At 70.8% G+C, this 20,325-nt stretch carries 17 protein-coding genes; 9 read left to right on the top strand and 8 right to left on the bottom strand.

Annotated features, from left to right (window positions below; all coding sequences use genetic code 11):
* Window positions 1-120: 120 nt before the first annotated feature.
* Window positions 121-4,071 carry a type VII secretion protein EccCa gene (gene eccCa / locus QSK31_RS21555; RefSeq protein ID WP_285686058.1) on the bottom strand — a complete coding sequence of 1,317 codons (3,951 nt, stop codon included), beginning with the start codon at window positions 4,069-4,071 and terminating at the stop codon, window positions 121-123.
* A 118-nt stretch (window positions 4,072-4,189) separates the two neighbouring features.
* Between eccCa and eccD the strand changes: the two genes are divergently transcribed.
* Window positions 4,190-5,626 (top strand): type VII secretion integral membrane protein EccD, encoded by a 1,437-nt coding sequence (eccD, locus tag QSK31_RS21550; protein WP_285686056.1) that lies wholly within the window; start codon window positions 4,190-4,192, stop codon window positions 5,624-5,626.
* A 60-nt stretch (window positions 5,627-5,686) separates the two neighbouring features.
* Here the strand turns inward: eccD and QSK31_RS21545 are convergent, their stop codons facing one another.
* The 3 genes from QSK31_RS21545 to QSK31_RS21535 form a co-directional block, all read right to left on the bottom strand.
* On the bottom strand, window positions 5,687-6,190 hold the full coding sequence (locus tag QSK31_RS21545; RefSeq protein ID WP_285686055.1) for an inorganic diphosphatase: 504 nt from the start codon (window positions 6,188-6,190) through the stop codon (window positions 5,687-5,689).
* A gap of 857 nt (window positions 6,191-7,047) precedes the next feature.
* The gene (locus tag QSK31_RS21540; protein WP_285686054.1) at window positions 7,048-7,251 is read right to left on the bottom strand and encodes a hypothetical protein; all 204 of its coding nucleotides are present in this window, start codon (window positions 7,249-7,251) and stop codon (window positions 7,048-7,050) included.
* Window positions 7,252-7,305: 54 nt separating this feature from the next.
* The gene (locus QSK31_RS21535; protein WP_285686053.1) at window positions 7,306-7,752 is read right to left on the bottom strand and encodes a hypothetical protein; all 447 of its coding nucleotides are present in this window, start codon (window positions 7,750-7,752) and stop codon (window positions 7,306-7,308) included.
* Window positions 7,753-8,052: 300 nt separating this feature from the next.
* Here QSK31_RS21535 and dacB point away from each other — a divergent pair, with 300 nt between their 5' ends.
* The 7 genes from dacB to QSK31_RS21500 all read left to right on the top strand — a co-directional run bounded on the left by dacB (window position 8,053) and on the right by QSK31_RS21500 (window position 15,501).
* Window positions 8,053-9,468: a D-alanyl-D-alanine carboxypeptidase/D-alanyl-D-alanine endopeptidase gene (gene dacB, locus QSK31_RS21530; protein ID WP_502872989.1), complete on the top strand. Its 1,416-nt coding sequence runs from the start codon at window positions 8,053-8,055 to the stop codon at window positions 9,466-9,468.
* A gap of 70 nt (window positions 9,469-9,538) precedes the next feature.
* A complete protein-coding gene (locus QSK31_RS21525) occupies window positions 9,539-10,594 on the top strand; it encodes an Rv3626c family coenzyme F420 biosynthesis-associated protein (protein WP_285686051.1) in 1,056 nt (351 codons plus the stop codon).
* On the top strand, window positions 10,595-11,545 hold the full coding sequence (gene tilS / locus QSK31_RS21520) for a tRNA lysidine(34) synthetase TilS (RefSeq protein WP_285686050.1): 951 nt from the start codon (window positions 10,595-10,597) through the stop codon (window positions 11,543-11,545).
* A 106-nt stretch (window positions 11,546-11,651) separates the two neighbouring features.
* Window positions 11,652-12,227: a hypoxanthine phosphoribosyltransferase gene (gene hpt, locus QSK31_RS21515; RefSeq protein WP_285686049.1), complete on the top strand. Its 576-nt coding sequence runs from the start codon at window positions 11,652-11,654 to the stop codon at window positions 12,225-12,227.
* 225 nt (window positions 12,228-12,452) lie between these two features.
* On the top strand, window positions 12,453-14,471 hold the full coding sequence (gene ftsH / locus QSK31_RS21510) for an ATP-dependent zinc metalloprotease FtsH (RefSeq protein ID WP_285686048.1): 2,019 nt from the start codon (window positions 12,453-12,455) through the stop codon (window positions 14,469-14,471).
* Window positions 14,471-15,106, top strand: coding sequence for a GTP cyclohydrolase I FolE (folE, locus tag QSK31_RS21505; protein ID WP_285686170.1), 636 nt, complete (start codon window positions 14,471-14,473; stop codon window positions 15,104-15,106). The genes ftsH and folE overlap by 1 nt, the downstream gene beginning before the upstream one ends.
* Window positions 15,103-15,501: a RidA family protein gene (locus QSK31_RS21500; protein WP_285686046.1), complete on the top strand. Its 399-nt coding sequence runs from the start codon at window positions 15,103-15,105 to the stop codon at window positions 15,499-15,501. The genes folE and QSK31_RS21500 overlap by 4 nt, the downstream gene beginning before the upstream one ends.
* Here QSK31_RS21500 and QSK31_RS21495 read toward each other — a convergent pair.
* The 3 genes from QSK31_RS21495 to QSK31_RS21485 are packed head-to-tail and all read right to left on the bottom strand — an operon-like array spanning window position 15,498 to window position 18,680.
* On the bottom strand, window positions 15,498-15,758 hold the full coding sequence (locus QSK31_RS21495) for a hypothetical protein (protein ID WP_285686045.1): 261 nt from the start codon (window positions 15,756-15,758) through the stop codon (window positions 15,498-15,500). The two genes, QSK31_RS21500 and QSK31_RS21495, sit on opposite strands and share 4 nt — an antisense overlap.
* 13 nt (window positions 15,759-15,771) lie before the next feature.
* Complete coding sequence (locus QSK31_RS21490) at window positions 15,772-16,473, bottom strand: hypothetical protein (RefSeq protein WP_285686044.1); 702 nt, start codon at window positions 16,471-16,473, stop codon at window positions 15,772-15,774.
* Window positions 16,470-18,680, bottom strand: coding sequence for an FtsK/SpoIIIE domain-containing protein (locus tag QSK31_RS21485; RefSeq protein WP_502872988.1), 2,211 nt, complete (start codon window positions 18,678-18,680; stop codon window positions 16,470-16,472). Before QSK31_RS21485 ends, QSK31_RS21490 begins: the two co-directional genes overlap by 4 nt.
* A gap of 54 nt (window positions 18,681-18,734) precedes the next feature.
* Here QSK31_RS21485 and QSK31_RS21480 point away from each other — a divergent pair, with 54 nt between their 5' ends.
* Window positions 18,735-19,727 carry a hypothetical protein gene (locus tag QSK31_RS21480; protein WP_285686042.1) on the top strand — a complete coding sequence of 331 codons (993 nt, stop codon included), beginning with the start codon at window positions 18,735-18,737 and terminating at the stop codon, window positions 19,725-19,727.
* A gap of 3 nt (window positions 19,728-19,730) precedes the next feature.
* Here the strand turns inward: QSK31_RS21480 and QSK31_RS21475 are convergent, their stop codons facing one another.
* Complete coding sequence (locus QSK31_RS21475) at window positions 19,731-20,324, bottom strand: hypothetical protein (protein WP_285686041.1); 594 nt, start codon at window positions 20,322-20,324, stop codon at window positions 19,731-19,733.
* Window position 20,325 lies beyond the last annotated feature (1 nt).

Raw genomic sequence — 20,325 nt, 5'->3', positions numbered from 1 at the left:
CCGTTCGATGCAGGGAGATTACTCCGAAAAAGCGAGAGGTTGCGGGGGTGTGGACAACTCAATCGCACCGTTCGTCCGTTCGACCTAGTAGGGCGACCGGTGCGACCGAGAATCGACGCCCTAGTAGGGCGGCTGGTGGGCGAGCTGGACGAGACGCACTCCCTCACGTCGGGTGATGAGGCGGCCACGTCCTGGTGGCATCGGGACGGCCTTGACCGGGCCGATGAGCGCGCCCTCGTCGGTCGGACCGGACATCACCAGGCCCGGCGACGACAGCTCGCGCAGCCGCTGGATGACCGGCTCGTACAGGGCCCGGCTCGCGCCACCGGCCCGGCGCGTGACCACCAGGTGCAGGCCGACGTCGCGGGCCTGCGGCAGGTACTCCAGGAGCGGCGTGAGCGGGTTGGTCGGGCCGGAGACGACCAGGTCGTAGTCGTCGACCAGCACGAACAGCTCCGGCCCGGTCCACCACGACCGGTCCCGCAGCTGCTGCGCGGTCACGTCGGGGCCGGGCAGCCGGCGTTCCATGTACCCGGCCACCGACTGGATCAGCTCCAGCGTCTTCTGCGCCTGCATGCCGTAGCCGATCCGGTGCTCGGTCTCCGGCAGGTCCATCAGGCTGCGCCGGTAGTCGACCAGGATGATCCGGGCCTCCTCCGGCTGGAACCGCTGCATCACGGTGGTCGCCAGCGCGCGCAGGAAGGACGACTTGCCGCATTCGGCGTCGCCGAAGAGCAGGAAATGCGGGTCGGTCGCGAAGTCGATCTCCACCACCGAGAGGTCCTGCTCGGACAGCCCGATCGGCAGGCGCAGGCCGCTGCTGCGGGTCTGGTCCATGTCGGCGTACGGGTACGACTGCGGCAACAGGCGCACCCGCGGGGCCAGCGGGCCACGCCAGTTCGCCGCGATCTCCTTGACCAGCTCGGACGTCTCGCCGATGGTGCTCAGCTCGGCGCGTACCGTCAGAAGGTGGTAGCTCTTGTTCTTGTCGGTCGGGTGCTCGACGATGCCACGGCCGGCCTGCTCCGGCACGTTGATCGCGGCGCGACGGTTGACGCTGGAGTCGCTCGGATCGCCCAGCCGCAGCTCCAGCCGCGAGCCGAAGATGTCCCGGATGGCCGGCCGGAAGTCCATCCAGCGGGTGGCCGTGCCGACGATGTGGATGCCGTAGGAGAGGCCGCGGGTCGCCATGTCGGTGATGACCGGCTCCAGCTCCTCGAACTCCTTGCGCAGCGTGGACCAGCCGTCGATGACCAGGAAGACGTCGCCGAACGGGTCGGCGTCCACGGCTGACGGGTTCGCGCGCCGCCGCCGGTAGGAGGACATCGAGTCGACGCCCATCTCGGCGAACCGCTGTTCCCGTTCGGCCAGCAGGGTGAGGACCTCGCCGACCGTCCGGCGCACGCCCACCACATCGGTGCGCACGCTGACACCGCCCACGTGCGGCAGGTCTTTGAGTACGCCGAGAGCGCCGCCCCCGAAGTCGAGGCAGTACACCTGCACCTCGGCAGGCGTATGGGTGAGCGCCAGGCCGCAGACGAGCGTACGCAGCGCCGCCGACTTGCCGGACTGCGTCGCCCCGACCACGGCGAGGTGCCCGGCCGCGCCGCCGAGCTGGATCCACATCGCGTCCCGCCGCTGCTCGCGCGGCTTGTCGATGAGCGCGATCGGCACCTGCAGCGCGCCGTGCAGCTCCGGGTTCGCGAAGCACAGGCCGCGCACCGGGTCGACCGCGACCGGGCCGAGCAGCTCGTCCAGCACCGACGACTGGGTCAGCGGCGGCAACCACACCTGGTGCGCCGGCGGTCCCTGGCCGGTCAGCCGGGCCACCATCACGTCCATCAGGCTCTCGCCGGCCGGGGCGTCCTCGGGCTGCGGCTCGACCGGTTTGACAGTCTTCGGTACCGGCACGTAATGGGTCGAATAGGACAGCACCTGGGGTGCCGCATTGCCGCTCACGCCCGCGCGCCGGCCGCCGGCCTTGCGGTACGGGCCGGAGACGTACGCCGCCTTGAACCGGACCAGCGGCTCGGTGCCGAACTTGAGGTAGCCGTGCCCGGGGGCGCGGGGCAGCTCATAGGCGTCGGGCACCCCGAGCACCGCCCGCGACTCGAGAGCGGAGAAGGTTCGCAGACCGATCCGGTACGACAGGTGCGTGTCCAGTCCCCGCAGCCGCCCCTCCTCCAGGCGCTGGCTGGCCAGCAGCAGGTGCACGCCCAGCGATCGCCCGAGACGTCCGATCTGGACGAAGAGGTCAATGAAGTCCGGTTTGGCGGACAGCAGCTCGGAGAACTCGTCGCAGATCACCAGCAGCGACGGCAACGGTGGCAGCGCCGAGCCACTGGCCCGCGCCTTCTCGTAGTCGCGCAGGCTGGCGTAGTTGCCGGATTTCCGGAGCAGCTCCTGGCGGCGCAACATCTCGCCGTCGATCGCGTCCACCATGCGGTCGACCAGCGGAAGCTCGTCGGCCAGGTTGGTGATCACCGCCGCGGTGTGCGGCAGCCGGTCCAATGACGCGAAGGTCGCGCCGCCCTTGAAGTCGACCAGCACGAAGTTCAGCGTCTCCGACGAATGCGTGCCGGCCAGCGCCAGCACCAGCGTGCGCAGCAGCTCCGACTTGCCCGAACCGGTCGCGCCGATCAGCAGGCCGTGCGGGCCCATGCCGTCCTGCGCCGACTCCTTCAGGTCCAGCTCGATCGGCCCGCCGTCACCGCCGATCCCGATCGGTACGCGCAACTTGTCCCGGTTCGGCCGGGGCAGCCAGCTCTGCGCCACGCTGAACGTGTCCACATCGGCGATGCCGAGCAGCTCGCCCAGCCCCATCTCGGCGGCCAGCGGCGAATCCGGCGACTTGGACGCGGCGGCCAGCCGGTACGGAGCGAGCCGCCGCGCGATCGCCTCCGCCTCCGGTTCGCTCAGCCGGTCCGGCGTGCCGACCTCGGCGGCGTGCTCCGTGGCGTACGTGTGCAGGTTGCGTTTTCCGGCAGCCTGCCGGACCTCCAGCACCAACAGCGACCGATCGAGCAGCTTGGGTGGGGTCTCGTCGAGATCGAGAACGGTCACGCCGTCGATGCCGTCGTCCAGCTGAGTGGCGCCGCGCAGGTCCACGCCGTCCAGCACGATGATCATATGCGGCGTGCTCATGCCGATCGCGGCCGCGTTGAACCGCGGCCGGTTACCGATCACGTCCTCGATCATCTTCTCGAGGTCCGGCCCCGAACTGGCCACCATCCGCACCGGGCCGAGCGCGTCGGTGCGATGCGGGTGCAGGTTGTGCGGCAGCCACTTGACCCACTCCCAGGACGCCCGCCGCTCCGGGCCGGCGGCCACCGCGATCAGCAGGTCGTCCGGCGCGTGGAAGACCGCGAGCTGGGCCAGCACGGCACGGGTCAGCGCCCGCGACTCGGCCTCCGGCCCACGCATGAACACCCGCGCGAAACCGCGCAGGGAGACCGCGACCGGCAGGTCCGGCACCACCGAGTACGCGTCCAGGAAGCGCCGCAACGCCCCCGCGGTCATCGGCTCCAGATCCTCCAGAGGCCTGGTCACCGGGGGTACCAGTGGAGTCGCCAAGGTCTGCGGGCCGACCGCCAGCCGGACCACCCCGAAATCGGGATCAGCCGGGCGGCGTTCCCACACCCGGTGGCTCCCGGCCGTCGACCAGAGCTGGCCCGGCTCCGGGTGCCGGTAGTAGAGGCCGGTCCGCTGCCGGCCCGCCGTCTCACGGACCCGGCGGCGCAAGTTCGCCAGATGACGCAGATATTCGCGCCGGGCGGCCATCATCTCGGCCTTCTTCGGCGAGCCGTTGCTGCCGAACGACGTGGCCAGCATCGCCAGCGAGGACACCCCGAACAGGCCGCCGACCACATAGGACATGGCACCGCCACTGCCCCGGCCCATCATCATGGCCATCGCGACCGAACCACCCAGCATGGGCAGCGCCATCATGGCCTGCTGCCAGCGCCGGCCACCCTCCTGCGGAACCTCCGGCGGTGCGTCCACAGCCAGCTCGCCGGTCGGAATCTCCGGTGCCGGTCGGCGGGCGGACCGCTTGATCACGGTCGTACTCATGACAAGCTGTCCCTTTCGTCCCCGTCACCTGCATCCACAGGCGGGCATCGCGCCGGGCCCAGGATAGGTAAAGTCCCCTCCGTTCCGCAGCCTCGCTTCCGTCGATGGGTTTTCATTCATGAGTGTCGGGTTGGCGCGCATCACGATCAGCGCTCCGCAACGCCGCGTCGATGTGGCGTTGCCCGAGCACGTTCCGCTGGCCGAGCTGCTGCCGGAAGTGCTCCGGCACGCCGGTGAGGGGCTGGCCGACGACGGCGAACGACACGGCGGGTGGCTGCTCCGGCGCACCGACGGCGTTCCCCTGACCATCGCGCAGGGGCTCTTCCCCCAGGGCGTCCGCGACGGCGAGGTGCTGCACCTGGTGCCGGCCCGCGACGACTGGCCGGAGCTGGAGTACGACGACGTCGTCGAGGCCATCGCCGAGGGCGCGCGCCGCCGCGGCACCGTCTGGACGCCCGCGTCGACCCGCACCGCCACCGTGTTCAGCGGCGCGTTGCTGCTGGGCATCGGCCTGATCGCGGTGCTCGCCGCCGGGCCGTCGTGGGCGGGCTCGGCCTACGTCGGGCTCGGCGTCGGTCTGCTGCTCGCGCTCGCCGGGGTGACGGCTTCTCGTGCGTACGGGGACGCCCGCGCCGGTGCGGCCCTCGGCGCCTGCGCGATGCCGTACGCGTTCGCCGGCGGCGCCGTCCTCGTCTCCTCCGGCTCGGCCGACCGCGTCGGAGTGTTTCCGCTGCTCCCGTGGCTGGGCGGTCCTGAGCTGCTGACCGGCTCGGTGGCCCTGCTGCTGGTCGCCGCGCTCGGTGGCATCGGCGTCGCGGCCGGGCTGCGCGTCTTCACCGCCGGCGCGATGATCGGCCTGCTCGGGGCGATCACCGCCCTGATCAGCGTCTGGACGTCGGCCGCCGGCGGCGCGGCGGTCCTGATCTCGGTCCTGGTCTGCGGCATCGGCGTGATCCCGCTGCTCGCGATCCGGTTCGGCAAGGTCCCGATGCCGCCGGTCACCCTGCCGACCGGCAGCGGCGCCGAGGGCTTCACCGCGGCACAGACCGCCGGCGCGGCCGACCTGGCCCGCGAGCGTCCCGACCGGGCGACCGTCTTCGCCGCGGTCACCCGCACCGAGGAGCTGCTGGCCGGCATGCTGCTCGGCCACGCGGTCCTGGCGAGCGGCGCCTTCCTCGTACTGGCCACCGCCGGCAGCGTCTCGGCGCGCATCCTGATGGCGGTTACGGCGGCCGCGCTGCTGCTGCGTTCCCGCCTCTTCGTCACGCTGCGCCAGCGGGTGCCGCTGCTCTGCGCCGGCCTCTTCGGCGTGGCCGCCCTCGGCGTCGACCTGCTCACCGGCGCCGGCACGCCGGTACGCCTGGGCGTCAGCGCCGCGGCCGTGATCCTGGCACTGTCCACGATGGCCGCCGGTGCCACCTACTCCCGCAAGCCCCCGTCGCCCTACCTGGGCCGGGCCGCTGACCTGCTCGACACCCTGGTCGTGGTCTCGGTGATCCCGGTCGCCTGTGCCGTGGCCGGCCTCTATGGCGCCGTCACCAACATCTCCTTCTGAAAGATCAGGGCCGGTCCCCGCGGAAGCGGAACCGGCCCTGCGTCGTCGGCTGCCCTCGGGTCAGTGGCCCTCGTCGTGGTGTTCCAGATCTTCCTGCCGCTTGAAGGAGGCACGAATCTCCTCCTCGGCCTCCACCCGGCCGGTCCAGGTGGCGCCCTCCACCGACTTCCCCGGCTCGAGATCCTTGTAGACCGTGAAGAAGTGCTGGATCTCCATCCGGTCGAACTCGCCGAGGTGATGGATGTCGCGCAGGTGCTCCTGACGCGGATCCTCGTAAGGCACGCAGAGGACCTTGTCGTCGCGGCCCTTCTCGTCGGTCATCCGGTACATCCCGATCGCGCGGGCGCGCACCAGGCAGCCCGGGAACGTCGGCTCCTGGATCAGGACCAAGGCGTCGAGCGGGTCGCCGTCCTGACCGAGGGTGCCCTCGATGAAGCCGTAGTCCGCCGGGTACTGCGTCGCGGTGAACAACGTGCGGTCCAGCCGGATGCGCCCGGTCTTGTGGTCGACCTCGTACTTGTTGCGCTGACCCTTCGGGATCTCAACCAAGACGTCGAAATCCATGATGTGCTCCCTCGGTCATCTGCCGGCCGTGTGTAAGCCCGATCACGATGGGCGGCAGGCGAGCTCGGGCTCGGCACAATCCGCGCGCCGCGATGTGCGGGATGTCAGTAGTCTCCCCTAAGTCTGCCGCCACGAGCGAGGAGGGGCCGGTGGGGAGGGAAGATTCACACAGGGGACGGGCATCGGTGCCCGCAAACCCTCCCGAGTCGGTCGCCGCCCCGTCGGCGGGCGACGGGTCTCCGCCGCCCCAGCAGCCCCACCAGCCACAACCGCCCCAGCAGCCGCAGGTCGCTCAGCCCGCGCGCGGGGCGGTCCCGGCCGGCGGTGAGTCCGGGGCGGGCCGCGGCCGAGCGTCGGTCCTGGCAACACCTACCGGCAACGACGGCCGCGCTGGAGACAGTCACGTCGAGCACGGCCGGGCCGGCGACGGCCGAGCTGATGGCAGCCGAGCTGAGGACGGCCGGGCCTGGGATGGCCGGGCTGATGGCAGTCGGGCTGGGGACAGCCGGGCTGGGGACGGTCAGGCTGATGGCAGCCGAGCTGGGGACGGCTGGGCAGCGGCTGGTCAGGCAGGGGACGACCACATGGGGGACGACCGGCGCAGGGGCGGCGCGGGCTCGGATGGGCCGGAAAGGGCTGAATTGTCACGGGGAGAGTCGGCGCCGGAAGGTGCCGCTACGGGGGCCAGGGGATCGGCTCGGGTCGGCGGTCCGCCGGCCGAGGGGCAGCAAGGACCGGGTCCGTCCGGGGGACCACAGGGATCAGGCGCGGGGTCACCGGCCGGAGGACAACAACCCTCGGGTACGCCGGGAGCGCCGTCGATCGGGGGCCATCAGCAGCCGGACACCCCGCCGCAGTCACAGCCTCACCCGCAGTCTCATCCGCAGGCCGGTCGACAGCCGCAGGCCGGCCCGTGGCCGCAGGCCGGGGCTCAGCCGCAGGCTGGAGCGCAGCCGCAGGCTGGAGCGCAGCCCGGTTCGCACCCGCAGTCTGGTCCCCACCCACAGGCCGGCCCGTGGCCGCAGGCCGGGGCTCAGCCGCAGGCCGGATCGCAGCCGCAAGCTGAAGCGCAGGCTGATCCGCAGCCGCGAGCTGGAGCGCAAGACGGGGCGCAGTCACGTCCGGATGGCGCGCAGCAGGGTGATCATGTGCAGGCGGTCGGGGGTGGGCAGCTGAGCGGGCCGCCACCCAAGAAGGCGGGCCGCGCATCGGTGCCGATGCCGGCAGCCTGGGCCACGCCTCCGGGCAGCGGCGCCGGTCAGCAGCCAGGCAACGTGCAGCGACCTGAGGACGGTCAACAGCCAGGCAACGGTCAGCAGCCAGGCAACGCTCAGCGGCCTGGTGGTGGTCAGCACCCGGGCAACGCTCAGCAGCCGGGCAACGTCGTCCCAGGCGGTATGCAGCGCGGCCCAGTGCAAGGGGGCCCGGGCGTTATCCACAGCGGCTCGGGCGGTGCTCAAGGAGTCCAGGGCGGCTCGGGCGGTGCTCAAGGCGGCCCGGGCGGTGCTCAGGGAGCCCATGGCGGCTCGGGCCGTGCGCAGGTCGTTCCCGACGGTGGTCAAGGAACGCCGGGCGGTTTTCAGGGAGGTCAGGGCGGCGGCGGTGCGGGGGTTTGGCCTGCGGGTGGGGAGTCCGCGGGCGGCGAGAGTGACGTTGAGAGTGCGGCCGGTGGGCTGCGGCCCGCGGTCGGGCGGGTCAGTGTGTCGCGGCCGGTGGGGATCGACCGGGCCGCGGGCGGTGGCGCGGGGCCGGGCGGGAGTCAGGCGGATGGGCCGGGACAACCCGGAACGAGCGCACCGGGAGCGGGCGGGCAACCAGCCGGTGCGGCCACGGGGGAACCGTCTCGGACTCGGCGTACCTTAATGGTTTCCGGTTTGTTGGGTTTGATCCTGATGGTGGCTGTCGGGGCGGCGACCTTCATCATGCGGCCGGGGCCGGTCGCCGGGTGGCTGGCCGATGAGCCGGCGGCCAAGGCCTCCGTGACGCTCGCGCCGGAGCCGATGCCTACGCCGGTGCTGGTCGCGGCCGATGAGGGCGCCGCGGCACCCAGCGCGGCCGGTGTGCAGCAGGCGATCAAGGGCCTGATCGCGGCGCCGGCGCTGGGTTCCCGGGTGCGCGTCTCGGTGGTCGACGCCGCTACCGGCGCGACGCTCTTCGCGCAGGGCGCCGACACCCCGACCACGCCGGCCTCCACGACCAAGCTGGTCACCGCCGCGACGGTGCTCGCCGCGCGTGGCCCGGCCTACCGGCTGACCACCCGCGCGGTGGCCGGCGCCCAGCCCGGCGAGGTGGTGCTGGTGGGCGGCGGCGATCCGACGCTGGCCGTCAACTCCAAGGGGCAGTTCCCCGGCGCCGCGCGGCTGGACCGGCTCGCCGACCAGGTCAAGAAGGCCATGGGCGACACCCCGATCACCCGGGTGCTGATCGACACGTCGATGTTCACCGGCCCGTCCACGGGCAAGGGCTGGAACAGCACGATCATCTCGCCGGAGGGTCAGGTCTCCGCGATCACGCCGCTGATGACGAACGCCGGGCGGCGGACGCCGGTGCACAACGACGTCGGCGGGGATCCGCGGCACTCCGATCCGGCGCTGGCGGCGGGGCAGGCGTTCGCCAAGCAGCTCGACGTCACGGCCAAGGTCACCCGGGGTACGGCGCCCGCCGCGGCGCCGGCCGGACCGTCCGCCGCTCCGGGATCGGCCGCGCCGGGCACCGAGCTGGGCGCGGTCCAGTCGCCTCCGCTGGTGCACGTCGTCGACTGGATGCTGGAGCAGTCCGACAACACGATCGCCGAGGTGCTGGCCCGGCAGGTGGCGCTGGCCGCTGACGAGCCGGCCTCGTTCGAGGGTGCCAGCCGGGCGATGATCGCCAAGGTGGGCGAGTTGGGCCTGCCCGCCGACCAGCTCGAGCTGTCCGACGCGAGCGGGCTGTCCCGGCTCAACCAGATCAGCCCGGCGCTGCTCACCAAGCTGCTGACCGTGGCGGCCAGTGGCGAGCACCCGGCGCTGAACCCGATGTTCGGGGGGCTGCCGGTGGCGGGGTGGTCGGGGACGCTGCGGACCCGCTTCGTGACGCCGGCGCCGAACAAGGCGGGCCAGGGCCTGGTCCGGGCCAAGACGGGGTCGCTGACCGGGGTGAACACGATCGCCGGCCAGCTCGTGACGAATGACGGGCGGCTGCTGGTCTTCGCGATCATGGCGGACAAGACGGGGGACTCGACCTCGGCGCGGCAGGCGTTGGACAGGGTCGCCACCCGTCTGGTGGCCTGCGGCTGCTGAGGTCGGGTAAACACAGTTCGGGGTTTCTTCAGGGGCCGTTCGCTGGTGGGCCGCGAGTACTGTCGGCTGCATGGCGCAGTTCGTTGACTGGGATCTGGCCGCCGCCACCGCGGGCGCGCTGTCGAAATCCGGCCCCGCGGTGTCCTACGAGGAAGCCATGCAGGTGGTGACCGAGCTCCGGGAGCTGACCGACGAGGCGGCCGGTCACGTGGCCGCCTACACCGGTCTGTCCTCCCAGGTGGAGGTGCCGCCGGTCCGGGTCGTCGACCGCAAGGACTGGGCGGCGGTCAACATCGCCGGGTTGCGGCAGGTGATCGGCCCGCTGGTCACCCGGCTGGCCGGCGACCGGCAGCCGGGCGGGGTGGCCGACGCGATCGGTTCCCGGGTCACGGGCGTGCAGACCGGCACCGTGCTGGCCTATCTCTCCGGCCGGGTCCTCGGACAGTACGAGGTGTTCTCCGGCGAGCCCGGCCAGCTGCTGCTGAACGCGCCGAACATCGTCGAGGTCGAGCGCAAGCTGGAGGCCGACCCCCGCGACTTCCGCCTCTGGGTGTGCCTGCACGAGGTCACCCACCGCACCCAGTTCACCGCGGTGCCGTGGATGCGTGGCTACTTCCTCGGCGAGGTGCAGGCCTTCGTCGACGCCTCGCAGAACAGCGAGCACATCCTGGAGCGGCTGCGGCGCGGCGTCGCCACGTTGTCCGACGCGCTGCGCGACGAGAACAGCCGTTCGTCGGTGCTGGACATCGTGCAGACCCCGGCACAGAAGGCCGTGCTGGACAGGCTGACCGCGCTGATGACGCTGTTGGAGGGCCACGCCGAGTTCGTGATGGACGGCGTCGGCCCCGAGGTGATCCCGAGCGTGGAGTCGATCCGGGCCAAGTTCAACCGGCGCCGGGAGACCGGCAACCCGCTGGAGAAGGCGATCCGCCGGGTGCTGGGCATCGAGGTCAAGATGCGGCAGTACGCGGAGGGCCGGAAATTCGTGCACGGCGTCGTCGAGCGGGTCGGCATGCCGGGGTTCAACCGGATCTTCGAGTCCCCGCTGACTCTGCCGCGGCTGGAGGAACTGGGCGACCCGGATGCCTGGGTGGCCCGGGTGCACGGCGGCGTCTCCGCCGGCTAGATGGCGTACCTGCCGGCGCCGGTCGCGGCCACCCGCCGGGCGGTCCGGTCGGCGCTGGCCTGGCTTCCGGCGGGATCGTTGGTGCTGGTGGCGTGCTCGGGCGGGGCCGATTCGCTGGCGCTGGCCGCGGCGACCTCGTTCGTGGCACCTCGGATGGGCCTCCGCGCGGGGCTGGTGACCATTGATCATGGGCTGCAGGCCGGCTCTGCTGCTCGCGCCGAGGCGGTCGTCGGGTGGGCTGCTGGCTTCTCGCCCGTTCTGTCCATGGCGGTCGAGGTGTCCGGTGCCGGTGGACCCGAGGCGGCTGCCCGAAATGCGCGATACGCAGCCCTCGAGGCGGCGGCCCTGGAGTACGCCGCCGCCGCGGTGCTGCTGGGGCACACCCGCGATGACCAGGCCGAGACCGTGCTGCTGGCGCTGGCCAGGGGCGCCGGCCCGCGCGGGATGTCCGGCATGCCGGTGCGCCGCGGCCTGCTGCTGCGCCCCTTCCTCGGCGTGGCCCGCTCGGAGACTCGCAAGGCCTGCGCGGCGCTCGGCCTGGAGATCTGGGACGACCCCCACAACCGGGATTCCGCGTACGCCCGCGCGCGCGTCCGCGCCGACCTGCTGCCCGCTCTGATCGCCGCGCTCGGCCCGGGCGTGGTCGACAACCTGGCGCGTACGGCCGGTCAGCTGGCCGCCGACAACGCAGCCCTGGACGCCCTGGCCGCCGCCGAGGTGCGCGACGAGCTCGTGGTGACCGACCTGTCCGTCCTGCCGGACGCGATCCGCACCCGGGTGCTGCACCAGTGGGCCCGGCGGCTGGGCGTCCCCGGCGGCTCGCTGTCCCACCGGCACGTGGCCGCCCTGGACGCTTTGATCACGGACTGGCACGGCCAGGGTTCGACAGCGTTACCGGGTGGGGTGCAGGTGGCCCGGCGAGAGGGACGCCTGACCCGAGTTGACCTGTGACGGTCGCCACGCCGTGTCGCGAACACCAGGGGTTTCGCCGGGTTTGCGCTGGTCCCAGCCGCGACCCCGGCCGCTGCGCGCAACCTTGATGCGGCAGGCTAGGCCCATGGCAGACGGCTCCTGGTATGACGCCGACATCGACCACGTGATCCTCTCTGAGGAACAGATCCGGGAGAAGGTCGAGGAACTGGCCAAGCAGGTCTCGGCCGACCATGCCGGCGCCGACGGCGGCCTGCTTCTGGTCTGCGTGCTGAAGGGCGCGGTCATGTTCATGGCCGACTTCGCCCGGGAGCTGGGCCGGACGGGTCCGTCCGTCGAGATGGAGTTCATGGCGGTGTCGTCCTACGGCTCCGGCACGACCTCGTCGGGGGTGGTGCGCATCCTCAAGGACCTGGACCGCGACATCGCCGGCCGGCACGTGGTGATCGTCGAGGACATCGTCGACTCCGGCCTGACCCTCTCCTGGCTGATGAAATACCTGCAGAGCAGGTCACCGGCCAGCGTCGAGGTGGTCGCGCTGGTGCGCAAGCCGGACGCGGTGAAGGTCAACGTTCCGGTGAAGTACATCGGCTTCGAGATCCCGAACGAGTTCGTGGTGGGCTACGGCTTGGACTTCGCCGAGCGTTACCGTGAGCTGCCCTATATCGGGGTGTTGAAGCCGGACGTGTACGCCCGTAGCTGAACGGGTTCCTCAGCGTCTTCTCAGGAATGGGCCGATTCGCCCGCTTTTCACCTGGCTAGGCCGTAAACGGCCGGTGTCGAGCGGGTGGGCTCACGGAGTCGCGACCGGCACTCACGGTGTACCGTCGAGTGACCAATGGCGCAGCCCCATGCTCGCCGGCAGCAAGTCAGGTGACCAGGACGCCGATCAGGAGGGTCCGGGCGCGCTAACCGCCCGACAGACAGTATGGAACGTACGCGTTTCTTCCGCCGCCCGGTGGTCTGGATCAGTCTGGTGATCATCGGTGCGATTGCGCTGAGCTCAATCTTCACCAGTGGTCCGAGCTACCAGCGAGTTGACACTTCGGTCGCCCTCGAGCGGCTGACCCAGCCAGGCATCAAAAAAGTCCTGATCAAGGACAAAGAGCAGACCCTGCAGATCGATCTGGTCTCCGACGAGCGATTCGCCGGCAAAGAGACCAAGCTGATCGAGACGCAGTACCCCTACGAGGCGAGCAACCAGATCCTTCAGTCCGTCCAGCAGGCCAAGGCCGCCGGGCGGGTCCAGGAGAACTTCAACGTCACGGTTTCCGGCGACAGCATCCTGCTGAGTCTGCTGGTCAACCTGCTGCCGATCGCGATCCTGGTGATCCTGCTCCTGCTCTTCATGTCGCAGATGCAGGGCGGCGGCTCGAGGGTGCTCAACTTCGGCAAGTCCAAGGCGAAGATGATCACCAAGGACACGCCGAAGACGACGTTCGCCGACGTGGCGGGCGCCGACGAGGCAGTCCAAGAGCTGTATGAGATCAAGGATTTCCTGCAGAACCCGGCGAAATACCAGGCGCTCGGCGCGAAGATCCCGAAGGGCGTGCTGCTCTTCGGCTCGCCCGGCACGGGTAAGACGCTGCTGGCTCGCGCGGTCGCCGGTGAGGCCGGTGTGCCGTTCTACTCGATCTCCGGCTCGGACTTCGTCGAGATGTTCGTCGGTGTCGGCGCCAGCCGTGTCCGTGACCTGTTCGAGCAGGCCAAGGCCAACGCGCCGGCGATCGTCTTCGTCGACGAGATCGACGCCGTCGGCCGGCACCGCGGCGCCGGCATGGGCGGCGGTCACGACGAGCGCGAGCAGACGCTCAACCAGCTGCTCGTGGAGATGGACGGCTTCGACACCAAGGGCGGCGTGATCCTGATCGCGGCGACCAACCGGCCGGACATCCTCGACCCGGCGCTGCTGCGCCCGGGCCGCTTCGACCGGCAGATCCCGGTGGACAACCCGGACATGGAGGGCCGCAAGGCGATCCTCCGGGTGCACGCCAAGGGCAAGCCGTTCACGCCGGATGTCGACCTCGACGCGGTGGCTCGCCGGACGCCCGGTTTCTCGGGCGCCGACCTGGCCAACGTGATCAACGAGGCCGCGTTGCTCACCGCGCGTAACGAGAAGCGGGCGATCAGCAACTACTTCCTCGAGGAGTCGATCGACCGCGTTATCGCCGGACCGGAACGCAAGACCCGGGCGATGAGCGACAAGGAAAAGAAGATCACCGCGTACCACGAGGGCGGTCACGCGCTGGTGGCGTACGCGCTGCCGCACTCCGCCCCCGTGCACAAGGTGACGATCCTGCCGCGCGGTCGCTCCCTCGGTCACACGCTGGTGCTGCCGACCGAGGACAAGTACACCCAGACCCGCGCTGAGATGATCGACACTCTGGCGTACGCCCTGGGTGGCCGGGCCGCCGAGGAGCTCGTCTTCCACGAGCCCACCACCGGCGCCGGCAACGACATCGAGAAGGCGTCGAGCCTGGCCCGCGCCATGGTCACGCAGTACGGCATGAGCTCCAAGCTGGGCGCCATCAAGTACGGCACCAGTGGTGACGAGCCCTTCATGGGTCGCAACATGGGCCACGAGAAGGACTACTCGGACGCCGTCGCCGCCGACATCGACAGCGAGGTCCGGGCGCTCATCGAGCTCGCGCACGACGAGGCGTGGGAGATCCTTGTGGAGTACCGCGATGTCCTCGACGACATGGTGCTCGAGCTGATGGAGAAGGAAACCATCACGCAGGACGACATGAACCGCATCTGCGCCCGCGTGCAGAAACGTCCTCCGATGGCGCCCTTCAGCGGCTTCGGCAAGCGCCTGCCGTCCTCCGCCCCGCCGGTTCTCACCCCGGCGGAGCAGTCCGCGCTCAAGGCGCAGGCCGAGGCGGACGGCCAGGCGGCGGTCGGTCCCGGTCCCTCGGGCAGCAACGGCGCGGAAGGCGGCCACTGATCGGCGAGCTCGACTCTCTCGCAGCACGACTGGTCGACGGCAAGCTCAACGGGTCTCCCGTCGAGCAGGCCGTCGACCTGCCGCGTATCGAGAAGGCGGTCCGGGAGATCCTCATCGCGATCGGTGAGGACCCGGACCGGGACGGCCTGCAACACACCCCGTCCCGGGTGGCCCGGGCGTACGCGGAGCTCTTCGCCGGTCTGCGCGTCGACCCGTCCCAGGTGGTCCGCACGACGTTCGAGGCCAACCACGAGGAGCTCGTGCTCGTGCGCGACATCGAGGTGCAGAGCATGTGCGAGCACCACCTGCTGCCGTTCATCGGCAGCGCGCACGTCGGCTACATCCCCGGCACCGACGGCCGCATCACCGGCCTGTCCAAGCTGGCCCGGCTGGTCGAGGTGTTCGCCCGCCGGCCGCAGGTGCAGGAGCGGCTCACGTCGGAGATCGCCGACCTGCTGATGAAGCAGCTGGGGGCGCGCGGCGTCATCGTCGTGCTGGAGTGCCGGCACCTGTGCATGGAAATGCGTGGCATCCGCAAGGTCGGAGCCCGTACGGTCACGTCCGCGGTCCGCGGCGCGTTCCAACGCGACGGCAAGGTCCGCGCGGAAGCGATGATGCTGATCAACGCGAGGTGACTGTGCTGGAGCGCTCCAACCCATCGGATCTGCACCAACCCGACGGTTACTCACACATCACGGTCTCGCCGGCCGGCCGGATGATCCACTTCGCCGGTCAGTGCCCGGTCGACATCGACGATCACGTCGTCGGCGACGACTTCCTGACCCAGACCGACCAGGTCATCGCCAACTGCATGGCCGTGCTGGCCGCTGCCGAGGTCAAGCCGGACGCCGTGGTGCGGTCCCTGGTCTACGTGGTCAGCGGGGACAGCGCCGACCTCAGCGCCGTCTGGCGTCGCCTGATGGACTCGCCGCTCGCCCCGGCCTTCACGACGGCCAGCACCCTGCTCGGGGTGACCGCCCTCGGCTACCGGGGCCAGCTCGTCGAGGTGGATCTGACCGCGGCGGGCTAGACGATCATGCGATAGGTGTCGGCGGAGTCCATCGCGCCGCGCGCCAGAGTCGCCGCCTCGTCCAGCCGCATCCGGGCCTGCTCCAGCTGCGCGATCGCCGACGCCACCGACGGGTGGAACGACCCGATCGCGGTCAGCCGCAGCAACGACAGCGCGTCGTCCAGCTGCTCCGACACGTGCTGGATGCCGGTCACCGCGCGCCCGGTGCCGTCCACCGACGCCGCGACGTTCGCCTTCACCTCTTCGACGCTGGCCACCCGGGCCGCCCCCTCACTTGACGAACTGCAGCAATCCCACGGCCATGCAGGTCAGCAGCACCGGCGTCAGGCACGCCACCACCCCGACCAGGGGGGTGCGGTCCACCTTCTCCGGGCCGCCGCCGTAGACGAACCCGATCGTCACCCAGCCCAGCCCGAACGCCAGCAGCGGCATGCTCAGCCCGCACAGCAGCGCATAGGTGGGCACCGAACCGGCCGGCGCCACCAGGTAGAGCACGATCTGCACGATCAGCACGGCGGCCGCGAACGGGCCGTACACCAGCAGGTTGCGCGCCCACGGCCGCAGCGACGCGATGCGTTTGCCCGGCGAACCCAGCATCGCCGCGTCGGCCGCGTCCGCGGTGCCCCTGACCTGCCGCAACGCCGTCAGGACCGCAGCTGGTCCGCCGGTCACCGCGGGCGCGGCGAGGGCCTGCTCGGCGGCCTGCGGCACAAGATCCTTCTCCGGTACGCCGAACTCCTGCACCAACCGGGCGCGCTGCGGTGCGAGCCGCGCGCGTACAGCGGAAAGCTCTTGCCTGGCGGACCCCAGAGCCGCAGCCCGCTCACCCGCCATCGCACTCGCCTGGCGCCGGAGGGTGTCCAACCGCTGCGCCGCGGCCAGATAGTCGGCCCACGGCCCACCGATCGGCTGCGCCGGCGCCTGCCCACCCTGCGTCGGGATCGGCACTTCCTCCGTGGTCGGCTCGGTCACGGCTCCTCCGCCTCAGGCCGCGCGAACGGCACCAGCCGGTCCGACTTGTCCGTCTGCCGGTCGTGGAGCAGCGCACGGTTCGGCCGCGGGTGCCAGTCGACCGGCCGGCCCAGCATCAGCGCCACATCCTGCTGCGACGTGTTCAGGAACAGCAGCCCGGCCACATCCTCCCGGCCCGCGCTGCCGCCCGTCTCCTCGGCGAACCGCCGCATCCCCCGCCACCACGACAGCAGGTGCACGCCGCGGCTCGGCCCCTCACGCAGCACCTGACGCAGCGTCGGCAGCGTCCCCGGGCTGGCCGCGTCCATCCCGAACACCACCAGGTAGCTCGGCCGCTCCACGGTCAGCTGGTCGGCCAGGCCGGACGCGCCGACCGCCACCACTTCCTGCCGGTGGCCGATCTCCACAGCCAGGTCCTTGGCCAGCTCGTCACCTTCGGCGACCAACGACGAGATCACAAATCGTGCGGTACGCGGGGCGTGGAAGGCCGCCACGCTCAACGCGGCCGCCTGCAACACCTCGGCGCCGTCCGGCCGCGACCCGAAGATCGCCAGGTGCCGTCCCGGCGACGTGTCCAGCGGGAAGGCGGCCGTGGACAGCTGCACGTCGATCGACCGGCCGACCAGAGCCGCGGGACGGCCCGCGCGGCCGGCCAGCGCCGCCCGGTAGGTCGGGTCGTCGGCCAGGTGCTGCTGGGCGTAGCCGGCGAAGATGCGCGGCGGGACGGACTCCGGATCGCGGGCGCCCCACAGCTTGTGCCGCAGGTCGCTGAGCGCCGCCTTGTCGGCGTGCGGGTCGGGGAAGCGCACCACGCGTTCGTGGCCGCGGGTGGCGCCGCGCGGGCCGCCGAGGCCACCGGCGGTGTTCACCACGGCGGTGCCCAGGGCCACGCCTGCCGCCGAGTCGTTGGTGGGTTCCAGCACGTCGCCGCCGCCGGGCAGGGCGATGCGGACCGGGAACTGGCCGAAGATGGAGTCGCGTTTGGCGTACAGGGCCTCGACGCCGAGCACGGTCTGACTGGCCAGGACCAGATGGATGCCGTACGAGCGGCCCTTGCGAGCCAGCGACTCCAGCAGGCCGACCGCTTCCGTGGCGATCGGATCGTTGCCGGCGAGCAACACCTGGAACTCGTCGATCACGCACAGCACCCGCGGCATCGGCTTACCGCGGCCCTCCTCGGCGGCGACCGCGCGCAGGTCGGCGAACTTCGTCACCCCCGCCCGCTTGTACGCCACCGACCGCCGGGTCATCTCGGCGTCCAGTTCGCGCAGCACGGCCAGGCCGTACTCCCGGTCGGACTCGACACCGACGGCCCGCGCGTGCGGCAGCCAGGTGCGGTCCCGCTGGGTCGGGACGAACTCGGCGAACGAGACGCCCTCCTTGAAGTCGAGCAGGTACAGCGACAGCTCGGCGGGGGAGAACCGGGTGCACAGCCCGTACAGCACGTTGATCAGGAACGCGGTCTTGCCGGCGCCGGACCGCCCGCCGACCATCCAGTGTGGCGTCAGGTCGTTGAACTGCAGCACCACCGGGTTGTCGCCGGCCTGACCCACCGGGGTGCTCAGCCCGTCGGCGGCGTCCGCCGTCCAGATCTCCTCGCCCGGCTCGGGCACCAGGTCGGCCAGCGTCACCCGGTCGGCCTGGGCGGAGCTGGCGACCAGTTCCTGGCACACCGCGTCGATCAGGTGCGGCGGCGGGTCGTCGTCGAGGAAGACCGGAACGTCGAGGAACCCGTCGACGGCCGCGGTGAACCGGCCGGCCGGCGTGTTGCCGATCCGTACGTCCGGGTTGAGCAACCCGACCGGCGTGGAGTGCGGCAGCATGCCTTGCTGGCTGTCGCCGGTGTTCTCCGGCGGTGGCGGCCAGCCCGCCACGATCAGATGAAGCCCGGCCTCCGGCCCCTGCTGGGCGAGCAGCGCGATCTGGCTCAGCTCACCCCACGCGGTCGGCGGCAGGCTGGCGATCACCAGCAGCATGACCTTGTCGCGCCTGCTCCGCCGAGGCCCTTCGGCGCGGCGGGTCCGCAGCCACTTCTGCACCTCGTTCAGGGTTTCGCGCAGCTCGGCCTGATCGGTGGCCACCGGCGCCAGAATCCCCGCGTCGGTCAACGGCTCGAACGGCGCGAAAACGGTCCCGCCGCCCGCACAGTCCACGGCCCGCAACAACAACGACCCGGCGGGCGTGGCGGCCAGCAGACGCAGAACCACGCTGCGCAACATGCCCGCCACCCGAGCATCCCGAGCGTCCTGATCGACGGTCAGATGTCCCGCCCCGAACAACGGCACAACGGCGGGGAAGGTGGCATCGTCCAACGGCTGGGCGACACCGATCCGAACGAACTGAGGCAGCCCAGCACCACCGAGCGGCGTGACGGCCGACCGTGCTTCAAGGGGAGCGCCCAGCCATCCAGGTGCAAGCTCAGCGGCCGCAGCCCGCAACTCTTCGGCCAGGGCATGCTGCTCCCGAGGATCGCCCGCAGCCGGCGCCTGCCCATCAAGCGCACCCGCCGCGGCGGCGACGACAGCCTCGGCTTGCCGATGCAGGGCAGCGGCCTGATCGATCCGCGAACTCGATTCCGCCACCGCCTCACCTCCCTGTGTGCGCTCAAACCGTATCCCAGCCACGCCGAACCTTTGCGTTCCGTAGCCACAGCACGTTCCGTGGCGCAGATCAATCGATGGCCGGAACGCACTAAAGTCGACGGTGTGCAGCCCCCGGAGCCCTCGTCCCCCCCGACACAGCCCACCCCGGCCGTGCCACTCCAGGGCGCGCCCCCACCCCCCGCAAAGCACCCCAACCGCCGCGCCCGCCTCATCCTGGCCATGATCGCCGGCATCGCAGCCTTGCTCTGCCTAGGCGGCCTAGGCGTCGCCGTCTCCCTCTACGACGACGCCACCGAAATCAAGCGTGACGCCCCGGACGCGGTGGTCGATTCTTTCTTGAGGGCCTATCTAGTCGATCGTGACGACAAGCAGGCTGAGCTCTTCATGTGCGAGGCGCAACCGAAACTCGCAGCCATTTCCGCTCTCCGTGACGAGAACGTCAAGCGGGAGAAGGACTTTGGCGTATCGGTTGGAGTGAGCTGGAGCAGCCTGCTGATCTCCGGTAGCGGGAGTCAGAGACTGGTCACCACGGATCTGACGATCGCCGGAAGACGAGATGGTCAGACGCAGAGTAGGCGGACGGAAACGTGGAGTTTCCACCTTGTTGACAACGAAGGTTGGCGCGTCTGCGGTGCCAATAAAGAAGCGTGAAACCTACTCCACCCAGAGCGTGTTCACCGGCACTTCGAGGGTGCTCGGTGCACGACCGGTCCAACCCCACCTGTACCAGTCCAACTCGGTAGTCACGCGGACGCAGACGTCGCCCTCATCACCACTGTGCACCTCGGTCACGCCACGAAGGTCGCGACGCTCGTGGCCATTGTCCAAAATCTGAACTACACGGCGCCCCGTAATAACATCCGCGTCCAGGGCCGATACCGGGCTGCGGCGCGGCGGACCATCTAGCGATACGAGCCGAGAGATCATGTCGCTAGGCAGGACGGCGGTACCGGCGAGCCCATACTCCTCGGCCCAGACCCTCTCAACAGGGACCATCGGAGCGAAGACCTCAGTCTGCTCGGCTTCGGCCCGGTACCACTCTGACTCAGACATGACCGGAACGTACGTTCGGCTGCCCTGAACGACCTTCTCGTCCGCACGCAGGTCCGCCCGCCACCCCATGCCTGGAAGACCGATGAGCACTCGGCGGCCGCGCAACGGGCCCGCCATGTTGGCCGGCGTCGGCACGATCGGCCGTAGGCCCTCGTGCTCCCATCCCCCGGCTTGGCCGCTGAACGGGTCGGGCATT

It is taken from the genome of Actinoplanes sp. NBRC 103695, from assembly GCF_030269485.1.
Taxonomy (GTDB): domain Bacteria; phylum Actinomycetota; class Actinomycetes; order Mycobacteriales; family Micromonosporaceae; genus Actinoplanes.
Note: the sequence above shows the minus strand (reverse complement) of the source record. Positions and strands in the feature narration are given on the sequence as shown.